Source organism: Streptomyces sp. NPDC026417 (assembly GCF_055567695.1).
In genome coordinates this window covers 91,826-102,666 of sequence record NZ_JBVHPY010000015.1, presented here as the reverse complement: position 1 = coordinate 102,666, position 10,841 = coordinate 91,826, and the positions used below count along the sequence as shown (strand labels likewise).

Annotated in this window: 10 protein-coding genes; 5 read left to right on the top strand and 5 right to left on the bottom strand. The window is 72.5% G+C overall.

Annotated features, from left to right (window positions below):
- Positions 1 to 127 precede the first annotated feature (127 nt).
- The 5 genes from ACZ4NT_RS23475 (at position 128) to ACZ4NT_RS23455 (ending at position 5,641) form a co-directional block, all read left to right on the top strand.
- Positions 128 to 634 carry a GNAT family N-acetyltransferase gene (locus ACZ4NT_RS23475; protein WP_467727382.1) on the top strand — a complete coding sequence of 169 codons (507 nt, stop codon included), beginning with the start codon at positions 128 to 130 and terminating at the stop codon, positions 632 to 634.
- Positions 635 to 709: 75 nt separating this feature from the next.
- Positions 710 to 1,429: a DsbA family oxidoreductase gene (locus ACZ4NT_RS23470; protein WP_121403763.1), complete on the top strand. Its 720-nt coding sequence runs from the start codon at positions 710 to 712 to the stop codon at positions 1,427 to 1,429.
- 124 nt (positions 1,430 to 1,553) lie between these two features.
- Positions 1,554 to 2,603 (top strand): aminotransferase class V-fold PLP-dependent enzyme, encoded by a 1,050-nt coding sequence (locus tag ACZ4NT_RS23465; RefSeq protein ID WP_121403764.1) that lies wholly within the window; start codon positions 1,554 to 1,556, stop codon positions 2,601 to 2,603.
- A gap of 783 nt (positions 2,604 to 3,386) precedes the next feature.
- Positions 3,387 to 4,433 (top strand): maleylpyruvate isomerase family mycothiol-dependent enzyme, encoded by a 1,047-nt coding sequence (locus tag ACZ4NT_RS23460; RefSeq protein WP_467727379.1) that lies wholly within the window; start codon positions 3,387 to 3,389, stop codon positions 4,431 to 4,433.
- 146 nt (positions 4,434 to 4,579) lie between these two features.
- Positions 4,580 to 5,641 carry an alkene reductase gene (locus tag ACZ4NT_RS23455; RefSeq protein ID WP_467727377.1) on the top strand — a complete coding sequence of 354 codons (1,062 nt, stop codon included), beginning with the start codon at positions 4,580 to 4,582 and terminating at the stop codon, positions 5,639 to 5,641.
- A gap of 84 nt (positions 5,642 to 5,725) precedes the next feature.
- Here ACZ4NT_RS23455 and thpD read toward each other — a convergent pair whose 3' ends face one another.
- The 5 genes from thpD to ACZ4NT_RS23430 all read right to left on the bottom strand — a co-directional run bounded on the left by thpD (position 5,726) and on the right by ACZ4NT_RS23430 (position 10,680).
- Positions 5,726 to 6,625, bottom strand: coding sequence for an ectoine hydroxylase (gene thpD, locus ACZ4NT_RS23450; RefSeq protein ID WP_121403767.1), 900 nt, complete (start codon positions 6,623 to 6,625; stop codon positions 5,726 to 5,728).
- Between the two features lie 5 nt (positions 6,626 to 6,630).
- Complete coding sequence (locus tag ACZ4NT_RS23445) at positions 6,631 to 7,029, bottom strand: ectoine synthase (RefSeq protein WP_121403768.1); 399 nt, start codon at positions 7,027 to 7,029, stop codon at positions 6,631 to 6,633.
- Positions 7,030 to 7,064: 35 nt separating this feature from the next.
- Positions 7,065 to 8,339, bottom strand: a complete 1,275-nt coding sequence (ectB, locus tag ACZ4NT_RS23440; RefSeq protein ID WP_121403769.1) for a diaminobutyrate--2-oxoglutarate transaminase — start codon at positions 8,337 to 8,339, stop codon at positions 7,065 to 7,067.
- A gap of 58 nt (positions 8,340 to 8,397) precedes the next feature.
- Positions 8,398 to 8,943, bottom strand: a complete 546-nt coding sequence (gene ectA, locus ACZ4NT_RS23435) for a diaminobutyrate acetyltransferase (RefSeq protein ID WP_467727374.1) — start codon at positions 8,941 to 8,943, stop codon at positions 8,398 to 8,400.
- 636 nt (positions 8,944 to 9,579) lie between these two features.
- A complete protein-coding gene (locus tag ACZ4NT_RS23430) occupies positions 9,580 to 10,680 on the bottom strand; it encodes a pyridoxal-phosphate-dependent aminotransferase family protein (RefSeq protein WP_467727515.1) in 1,101 nt (366 codons plus the stop codon).
- Positions 10,681 to 10,841: the final 161 nt, after the last annotated feature.

Sequence of the window (10,841 nt, the reverse complement as noted above, 5' to 3'; positions counted from 1 at the left end):
TCAGCCTAGCGAACATTAGATCGCAGAAACCTCCCCCCCCCCCCCCCCCCCCCCCCCCCCCCCCCCCCCCCCCCCCCCCCCCCCCCCCCCGCGGAACCGCCGAGCCGTCCGGCACGTCCTCCGGTGCATGATCGGAGACCGTACGGCCCGGGTGCACCGGGTGATCAGGACCGCGCTGCCCGCCGAGGCGGAGGCGGTCGCCGCCCTGCACGCCCGGGCCCGGGCGACCTATTACCCCGACGGCCTCCCCGACGACGGCACGGACTGGCTCGCCGTCTGGCGGGGTGCCATCGAACGGCCGGACGGACATGTGCTGTGCGTCGTGGAGCGCGGCCGGATCGTCGCTCTCGCCTCCTTCCGCACGGACGAGGGCGCACCGGCCGACACGGTCAGGCTCTTCCAGTTCCACGTCGACCCCGACCACTGGCGCGGCGGCATCGGCACCGCGCTGCACGCGGCCTGCGTCGAGGAGTGGCAGGCCGACGGCAAGCGGCTGGCCACGCTGGACGTGCACGTCGACAACCGGCGCGCCCAGGCCTTCTACGCCCGCCTGGGCTGGGTCCCGGACCCGGACAACCCGCCCGCCGAGGGCGACCACCACCGTGACCTGTGCTACCCGGTGGCGGGGGAATGACCCGGGCCGCTTGAACGTTCACGTACCCGGCGGAGGGCGTCTCCGTACCCGTACGACCTGGAAGAAGCCGAAGAAATGCGCGTCGAGATCTGGAGCGACATCGCCTGCCCCTGGTGCTACGTGGGCAAGGCCCGCTTCGAGAAGGCGCTCGCCGCCTTCCCGCACCGCGCCGAGGTCGAGGTGGTGCACCGCTCCTTCGAGCTCGACCCCGGCCGCGCCAAGGGCGACACCGGACTCGTGCTGCCGATGCTGGCCCGGAAGTACGGGATGACCGAGGCACAGGCGCAGGCCGCCGAGGACAACCTCGGTGCGAACGCCGCAGCCGAGGGCCTGGACTACCGCACCGAGGGCCGCGACCACGGGAGCACCTTCGACATGCACCGCCTCCTGCACCTCGCGAAGGAGCAGGGACGGCAGGACGAGCTGATCGGCCTGCTCTACCGCGCGAACTTCGCGGAGGAGCGGTCCGTCTTCGACGACGACGAACGGCTCGTGGAGCTGGCCGTCGCCGCCGGGCTCGACGCGGAGGCGGCCCGCAAGGTCCTCGCCGACCCGGCCGCCTACGCCGAGGAGGTGCGCGCGGACGAGCGCGAGGCCGCCGAGCTGGGCGCCACCGGCGTCCCCTTCTTCGTGCTCGACCGCAGGTTCGGCGTCTCCGGTGCCCAGCCCGCCGAGGTCTTCACGCAGGCCCTGACGCAGGCCTGGGGGGAGCGGACGCCGCTGACGATCGTCCGGGAGGCGGCCGGCGACGCGGAGGCCTGCGGGCCCGAGGGCTGCGCCGTCCCGCAGAACTGACGGCGCCGAGCGGCGCCCGGCCGACGAGAAAGCGCAGGTCGGAGCCCATCCATAAGCGCTGCTTGGCGAAACCCCGCAAAAATGGGCAATGGACGGGGGCTTGCCGGGGCCGCAGAGTGGACCCATGGAGACCTTCGAGACCCTCGTCCGAGCCGAGTTCGCCCCGAAGAACACCTATCTGAACACGGCCAGCACCGGACTGCTGCCGGTCCGCGCGGTCGACGCCATGCGGGCCGGCGTCGAGTCCGTCGCGGCCGGGCAGCCGCAGGACATGTTCGCCGACGTGGAGGCGGCGCGGGACGCCTTCGCCCGGCTGATGGGCGTCACCGGCCGCCGCGTCGCGGCCGGCGCCTCGGTCGCCGTCTACACCGGCCTGATCGCCGCCTCGCTCCCCGCGGGCGCCGAAGTCCTCACCGCCGAGGCCGACTTCACCTCGGTGGTGAACCCCTTCCACGTGCGCGGAGACCTCAAGGTGCGCACCGTGCCGCTGGAGCGGATCGCCGAGTCGGTCCGACCCGGAACGGCACTGGTCGCCGTCAGCGCCGCACAGTCCGCCGACGGCCGGGTGGCCGACCTGGCCGCCATCCGGGACGCCGCCCGCAGCCACGGGGCGCGGACCTACATCGACGCCTCCCAGGCCGCCGGCTGGCTGCCCGTCGACGCGGACGCGTACGACTTCGTCTCCTCCGTCGCCTTCAAATGGCTCGTCTGCCCCCGGGGCGTGGCCTTCCTGGTCGTACCCGAGGACCTCGGCGGCCTGACGCCCGTCTTCGCGGGCTGGGTCGCGGGCGAGCGCCCCTGGGACAGCTGCTACGGCCCGGTCGAGGAACTCGCCCACTCCGCGCGGCGGTTCGACGAGAGCCCCAGCCTGTTCTCGTACGCGGGAGCCCGCCACTCCCTGGCCCTGGTCGAGGAACTGGGCGTGGACGCCGTACGGTCCCACGACCTGGCCCTGGCCGACCGCTTCCGGGCCGGCCTGGACCGGCTCGGGCACGAACCCGTCCCGGCCCCCGGCTCACCCATCGTCTCCGTTCCGCGCCTGGGGAGCAGGCAGGCGGAACTGAGCCGGGCGGGCGTCGAGGTCTCCGACCGCGCCGGAAATCTGCGGGCGGCCTTCCACCTGTACAACACGCCCGCCGACGTCGACCGGCTGCTGGACGTCCTGTCCGGCTGACCTCCGGCGCGGGCCGGGCCGGGCCGCCGGGAAGTCACCACGAGGTGGTGCTCGCGGTGGACCCGACGCGTGAAGAGCGTCCCGCCGACGCGGAGTTGCACCGGTGGCCGGTGTGCGGCGACGAGACCGCCGGCCGAGGCGTACACCGCGTACGGCGGGCTCGTCCGGCGGGGGGTGTCCGGGTCGCCCGCAGCACCGGGGCCGCCGAGGACGTGGCGCAGGAGTTCGCGCACCGGGCGAGCAGGCCGTACGCGTTCGCCGCACGCCGCGGCTCGCTGCGCACCCGGGTGTCCGTGCTCGCCCACCGGCGGGCCGTGGACCGGGTGCGCGCCGAGGCCGGGCAGCGCAAGGACGCCCCGGCCGACGACACGGTGCTCCACGCCGTCGCCGAACCCGGCCCCGGCCCGTACCGACGAGGCCCTCGACGACCAGGAGCGCGCCCTCCTGCCCCACCCCGCCCTCCCCGCCCTCCCGGAGCCCCAGGACGGGATCGTCCGCCGCGCCTGCTTCGCCGGGCGCCCCCACCGCCGGGCCGCCGTCGAGCCCGGCATCCCCGACTGCAGGGCCGAGCCCCGCCCGCGCGCGGCCCGGGGCGCCCTGGCGGAGTCCCTCGCGAAGCCCCCGGACCCGGCGCCGCACCGTGCCCCGTGAGCGCGGGGGCCCCGGCCGCGCCCGTGACGGGCCCGAGCGGGCCGGTCGTGCGTACGCTGGAAGGAGCAGGGCGGGGGACCCCGAGCGGACCCCGGCCGCCGTGCCGACCACGGCCCGGAAGGGCGGCACCCCATGAGCACCGAGCACGAGAAGGTACGAGAGCTGCTGGCGGCCTGGGCCGTCGGAGCGCTGATGCCCCCCGACGAGAAGACGGTGCCGCTGCACCTGGCCGCGTGCGAGACCTGTGCCGCGGAGGCGGAACGGCTGCGGGAGACGGTGCGTCTGCTGGACGGCGCGCGCGGCGCGGGGGAGGCCCCGAACGGCACCGGGAGCCGGCCGGAGGCGGCCGGAGGCGTCCTCGCCATGGCGCTGCGGGCCCGCCCCGCCGCGCCCCGGGTCGCCGGGCACGCGGCGCCCTACGCGGCAGCGGTCACCGGACTCCGTTCCCTGCTGCGGGAGTTGGGGGACTCCCGCGCCTGGCGGACTCCGGTGGTGCACGGCTGGGACGTGCACGGCACCGTCGCGCACCTGATCGCGGCGGACGAACCGCTGGCACTGCGGCTCGGACTGGACGCCCGGGTGCCGCCGTCGCGGTCCGGCACCGCGGACGGGCCGGGTTGGCAGGACGGCTGGGCCGCCCGGACCGCCGACGTGATCGCCCACGAGCGGTCACGCGCGCCGGAGGAGACCGTCTCCACCTGGGCCGCGCAGGCCGCCGCGCTGCTCGCCACACCCGAGGCCCACGACCCCGAACGCGCCGCGCAGTCCACGACGCTGATGGGCGTACGGCTCCCCGTCGCGGACCACTTCCTGGTGCGCGCCTTCGAGACCTGGATCCACTCGGCGGACATCGGCCGCGCCCTCGGCCTCCCCGTGCCGCCGCCGCCGGAACCGCATCTGTGGCAGCTCGTCCACCTGGCGGTCCGCATCCTCGGTACCGCGCTCGGCACCGAGGCGCCCCCGGTGCTCTTCGCGGTGACCGGGCGGGACCGGGACGCCGAGTGGGTGCTGGGCTCCGAGGACGAACCGGTGCGGGCCGAACTCGTCCTGGACCCGGTGGACCTCTGCCTGCTCGTCGGCGGCCGGCGCACCCCGGACGAGGTGCCGCGCGGCGCGTCGGGCGACACCACCGCCGTGCGGAACGTGCTGGAGCGGGCCGCGTCGCTCGCCTGGCTGTGACCCGACCGTTCCGACGAGCCGCGACCTGCGCCCGACCCGCCCGCGTGATTCTTCCGGAGAAAGCAGTCCGCCGACCGGGGAATGAGCCCAAGTCCGTTGTGGTTCGCACTGGTTGGCCGACCTTCGCCCGCTCTCCGGGAGTTACCGTGACCACCGCGTTCGACCCGATCGACCTGTCCGGCACGCAGCTCGCCAACCGCATCGCCCTGGCCCCGATGACCCGCAGCCGCGCCGCGGAAGGGGGCCTCCCCACCGACCTCACCGCCGCGTACTACGCCCAGCGCGCCTCCGCGGGCCTGATCATCACGGAGGGCATCCAGCCCTCTGCCAACGGTCAGGGCTACCCCAGCACCCCCGGTCTGCACCACGAGGACCAGGTGGCAGCCTGGCGCGGCGTCACCGACGCCGTGCACGCAGCGGGCGGAAAGATCTTCGCCCAGCTGCTGCACACCGGCCGCATCGGCCACCCCGTCCTGCTCCCCGATGGCCTGCACCCCGTCGGGGCCTCCCCGGTCGCCGCACGGGGGCAGGTCTTCACCCACGAGGGCCCCAAGGACTTCGTGACCCCGCGCGAACTCACCGACGACGAGATCCGGGAGACGATCGCGGACTTCGCGACCGCCGCGCGCCACGCCGTCCGGGCGGGCTTCGACGGAGTCGAACTGCACGGCGCCAACGGCTATCTCATCCACCAGTTCCTCGCCCCGGGCTCGAATCTGCGCGACGACGCGTGGGGCGGCTCCGACGAGAAGCGCATCCGCTTCGCCGTCGAGGTCACCAGGGCCGTCACGGAGGAGATCGGCGCGCACCGCACGGGGCTGCGCATCTCGCCCGGCAACCCCTTCAACGACATCAGCGAGCCCGACCCGGAGCCCACGTACACCGCGCTCGTCCAGGCACTGGAGGCCATCGGGCCCGCCTACCTGCACATCGGGGAGGGCGCCGGGCAGCGCGAGCTGACGCTGCGTCTGCGCAAGCAGTTCTCCGGCGTCCTGATCCTCAACCCGGCCACCGAGGCGCCCACGGGCATGGACGAACTCGCCCTCGTCGAGGACGGCACGGCGGACGTCCTCGCGTTCGGGCGGCTCTTCCTGGCCAACCCCGATCTGCCGGCCCGGCTCGCGGCCGGCGGCCCGTTCAACGAGCCGGACCCGGCCGGCTTCTACGGCGGGGACGCGCGGGGATACACGGACTACCCGACGCTGTAGGGAAGCCGCCCGGGCCGCCGCGGCCCGACGCGGACGGGCCCGGCACCCCTGGGGGTGCCGGGCCCATCCGCGGTCACGGACGCCTCACTTCACCGGGGTGAAGTCCCGCGCGCCGATGAACTCGGGCCGCCGCACGGGAGCCGCGAAGGGCTCCACGGCGGCGTTCTCCACGCTGTTGAAGACGATGAAGACGTTGCTGCGCGGGAACGGCGTGATGTTGTCGCCCGAACCGTGCAGGCAGTTGCAGTCGAACCAGGTGGCCGAACCGGCCTTGCCGGTGAACAACTTGATGCCGTGGCGGCCGGCGAACTCGGTCAGCGCCTCGTCCGAGGGCGTACCCGCGTCCTGCATCTGCAGCGACTTCTTGTAGTTGTCCTTCGGTGTGGCCCCCGCGCACCCGAGGAACGTCTTGTGCGACCCCGGCATGATCATGAGACCACCGTTGGTGTCGTAGTTCTCGGTCAGCGCGATCGAGACGGACACCGTGCGCATGTTCGGCAGACCGTCCTCGGCGTGCCAGGTCTCGAAGTCCGAGTGCCAGTAGAAACCGCTGGCCCCGAAGCCGGGCTTGACGTTGATCCGGGACTGGTGGACGTAGACGTCCGAGCCGAGGATCTGCCGGGCCCGGCCCACCACGCGCTCGTCGCGCACCAGACGCGCGAAGACCTCGCTGATCCGGTGGACCTCGAAGACCGAGCGGATCTCCTGGGACTGCGGCTCGACGATCGAGCGCTCGTCCGCCCGGATCGCCGGGTCACCGACGATCCGCTCCAACTCCTGCCGGTAAACGGCTACTTCGTCCGGCGTGATGAGCTCCTCGACGGCCAGGAAGCCGTCGCGCTCGTACGTCTGGAGTTCGGGCAGGGTGATGGGGCCGGGCTCGCCCGGTGCGCTCCAGACGACCGGGTCCTGCCGGGGCACGGACACCTCGGTGGCGCCTCGGCTCGGGTAGAGGTCGGTGGTCCTCTCCGGGGTGATGGTCATGGTGCTCAGACCTCCTCGGTCAGCAGCGGGTAGACGCCGTTCTCGTCGTGGTCCTCCCGTCCGGTGACGGGCGGATTGAAGACGCAGACGCACCGGAAGTCGGTCTTGGGGCGCATGGTGTGGCGCTCGTGGCCGTCCAGCAGGTACATCGTGCCCGGCGTGATCCAGTGCTTCTCGCCGGTCTCGTCATTGGTCAGTTCGGCCTCACCCTCCACGCAGAGCACGGCCTCGATGTGGTTCGCGTACCACATCGACGTCTCGGTACCCGCGTACAGGGTCGTTTCGTGGAGAGAAAATCCGACCTTCTCCTTGGCAAGCACGATGCGCTTGCTCTCCCACGTGCCGGTCTTGGCCTTCACATGACGGTCGGTTCCCTCGATGTCCTTGAACGATCGGACGATCACGGTGAGTTGCTGCCTTTCTTGTCGTACGTACGCGGTCAGGCGACCGTCTCGCGGACGGCGCGGGCGAGGGTGCGCAGGCCCTCGTCCAGCTCGTCGGGCGTGATCGTCAGCGCCGGAAGCAGCTTGACGACCTCGCTCTCCGGGCCCGAGGTCTCGATGAGCAGACCGAGTTCGAAGGCGCGCTGCGCGACCCGGCCGGCGCGCTCCTTCTCCTTGAACTCCAGGCCCCACACGAGGCCGCGGCCCCGGTATTCCTTGATGTCGGCCAGGTTCTCCTCGGTGATGGAGATCAGCGCCTGCTCGACCTGCTCGCCGCGGGCCCGGGTCTGCTTCTCCATCGCGGAACCGTCGGTCCAGTACGTCTCCAGAGCGGCGGCGGCGGTCACGAACGCCGGGTTGTTGCCGCGGAAGGTGCCGTTGTGCTCGCCCGGCTCCCAGATGTCCAGCTCCGGCTTGAACAGGCACAGCGACATCGGCAGCCCGTAGCCGCTGATGGACTTCGACACGGTGACGATGTCGGGGGTGACCCCCGCCTCCTCGAAGGAGAAGAACGCACCGGTCCGGCCGCAGCCCATCTGGATGTCGTCGACGATCAGCAGCATGTCCTGCCGCTCGCACAGGTCGGCGAGGGCCCGCAGCCACTCGGCGCGCGCGACGTTGATGCCGCCCTCGCCCTGCACCGTCTCGACGATCACCGCGGCGGGCTTGTTGAGACCGGAGCCCTGGTCCTCCAGCAGCCGCTCGAACCAGAGGAAGTCCGGGACCTGGCCGTCGAAGTAGTTGTCGAACGGCATCGGGGTGCCGTGCACCAGCGGGATGCCGGCGCCGGCCCGCTTGAAGGCGTTGCCGGTGACGGCGAGCGAGCCCAGCGACATGCCGTGGAACGCGTTCGTGAAGGACACGATGGCCTCGCGGCCCTTGACCTTGCGGGCCAGCTTCAGCGCGGACTCCACCGCGTTGGTGCCCGTCGGACCCGGGAACATGACCTTGTAGGGGAGGTCGCGCGGGCGCAGGATCAGGTTCTGGAAGGACTCCAGGAAGGCGCGCTTGGCGGTCGTCGACATGTCGAGACCGTGGGTGACGCCGTCGCGCTCCAGGTAGTCGATGAGGGCGCGTTTGAGCACCGGGTTGTTGTGGCCGTAGTTGAGCGACCCGGCACCCGCGAAGAAGTCGAGGTACTCGTGGCCGTCCTCGTCGTACATGCGGCTGCCGAGGGCCCGGTCGAAGACGGTGGGCCAGCCGCGGCAGTAGCTGCGGACCTCCGACTCCACGGTTTCGAAGACGCTCAGGTCGGGCTGGGTGATGGTCACAGCGAATCTCCTCCTGGGAGATGAAGTCGTGGGGGGATGCGGGAGAGGGAAGGCCGGATCAGAGGGACAGCGGTCCGATGCGGTGCAGCACCTCGGGGTCGTGCGGCCCGTCGGGGAACTGCCCCGTGCCGAACAGGACCTCGCGCTCCAGGGCCGCGCCGTGCCGTGCGGCGAACGAGGCGAACAGGCGCTCGGAGGCGGCGTTGCCCGGCGTGACGGTGGTCTCGACGAAGGCCGGCTTCCGCTCGCTCTCCTTCGCCGTTCGCGCCATCAGTCCGTCGAGCAGGGCGGCGGCGAGCCCGCGTCCGCGGTAGTCGCTGTCGACGGCCACCTGCCACACGAACAGCGTGTCCGGCTGCTCGGGGCGGACATAGCCGGTGACGAAACCGACGGGCTTCCCCTCCGTGTCCCGGGCCACCGCCGACGTACCGGCGAAGTCACGGCACCACAGGAGGTAGCTGTAGGAGGAGTTCAGGTCGAGGTTTCCGGAGTCCTTGGCGATGCGCCAGAGCGCGGCCCCGTCGGCCACCTCCGGACGGTCGATCCGGAGGCCCTCGGGCATTCCCAGGAATTCCGCTTGCAGGTCTGCTTGTGCGGCGGTCATGCCGATTGAATTTACCCAGGGAAAGTTGAAATTGCATCGTCGGTCGGGGTTACGTACGCGCCACTCGTGTGTTATCACGCGTGCGTGAGCGATCATGGCTGACCGGTAAGTTATGCGATGTCTTGCCCGGATATTGGGGGAGGAAACGGGCGCTCTGTGGAGTGCGTCACAGCCGTGTAACCCCGGCGGGACGTGCCCGAATTGCATCGGTCGGCGTTCGCAAAATCTTTGCGTTTAGCCGCAGGGAAAGCGGGCAGAAGAAGACGGGAAGCTACGCTGGATAATGCTAAGTGAATTAGTAGGGGAAAGCGCGTTGAATTCTTGCGGAAGCGGACTCTTTTGACATCCGCAAAAGGTGATCCGCCCCACGCGCGCGGCGTACCCGGAGTGCATGAGCCGCCTCACGCGCGCCCGGTGGCCGGGCATCCCCCGCGGCCTCACGCCCGGAAGCCGCAGCCGCATCCGCAGTCGGGACCGCACCCCCGGCGGCGGCAGCCGCAGTCGGCCGGCGGGCGCGGGCAGCACGGAGCTCCCCGACCGCCGAGGGCGGGCGGGGAGCAGGGTCCGGCCGGGCGGCCGGATCGGGTCACTCGTCCCGGGGTGTCCGCGGACGCGGGCCGCCGAGCGGGGCCGGGCTCACGCCCAGGCGTCCTCCACCGCGCGGCCCGCCGCCTCCGTGTCCGCCGCGCCGCCCAGCTCGCCCAGGGCGGAGCCCAGCGCGGTCAGGCACGCCCGCACGGCCTCGCGGGTCGCGTCCGGGCCGTAGTGGTTGACCCGGATCATCTCCTTGGCGAGAGCGCCCCCTCCCGCGGCCAGCGGAAGCGCCGGACCGGCGGCCAGGGCGCGCGCGACCAGTTCGGAGGCGTCCACTCCCGACGGTGCGCGCAGCGTGGTCGCCACGGGAGCCGCGTCCCGCACCTCGTACACGTACGGCTCGATCCCGCCACCCAGTGCGAGCGCCCCCGCCCGGGTGGCGGCCGCGGCCGAGGCGTGGCGGGCCATCACCGCGGACGCCCCCTCGGCCTCGATGCGCTCGACGCACGCCTCCAGTGCCAGCATCTCCAGCTGCGCCGGCGCGTGCAGGAGGGCCTTGCGGCCGCCGTCGATCCACCGCTGCTTCCAGTCCAGCAGGGAGAGGTAGGACCGGCGCGGGGCCGCGGGGTTCGCCGCCATCCGCGCCCAGGCGCGCTCGCTCACGGACACCGCCGACACGCCCGCGGGGCCGCCCATCGCCTTCTGCGCGCCGATCACGCACAGGTCCACGCCCCACGCGTCCGGCAGCACCGGCTCGGCGCCGATCGAGGCGACGGCGTCCAGGTAGAACAGCGCGCCGTGCTCCCGCACCACCTCGCCGATCTCCCCGACCGGGTTGCTGTTGCCGGTGGCCGCCTCGGCGTGCACCAGGGAGACGAAGTCGATCTCCGGGTGCTCGGCGAACGCCGCGCGGACCTGCTCGGCCCGGACCGCGGCGTGGAACGGCACCGCGAGGTCGATCACCGTCGCCCCGCAGTCCCGCAGCCAGTCGCCGAAGGTCTGTCCGTAGGGCCCGGTGATGATGTTGAGAGCGGTCGTCCCCGGTGCCGCCGTGGCGCGGATGGCGCCCTCCAGCGGGAGCAGCGCCTCGCCCTGCATGATCACGACGTCCTGCTCGGTGGAGAGCAGCCGCGCCACGCGGTCCTCGATCGACGCGAAGCGCGCCGCGCTCAAGGGGGGCAGGTCAAGGAAGGGGTGGGTCACGGCGACGCTCTCTTCACTCACGGGTTCCCGTACGCGGATTCCAGTACGCGGATACGCGCTACGAGCGTAACCGGCACCTCCGCGGGACCCCCGCGGAGGTGCCGACGGCCGGAAGCGGTGGTGTCCGGCACCCGGTCGAGGGTCAAGATCTGAGGCCGGAC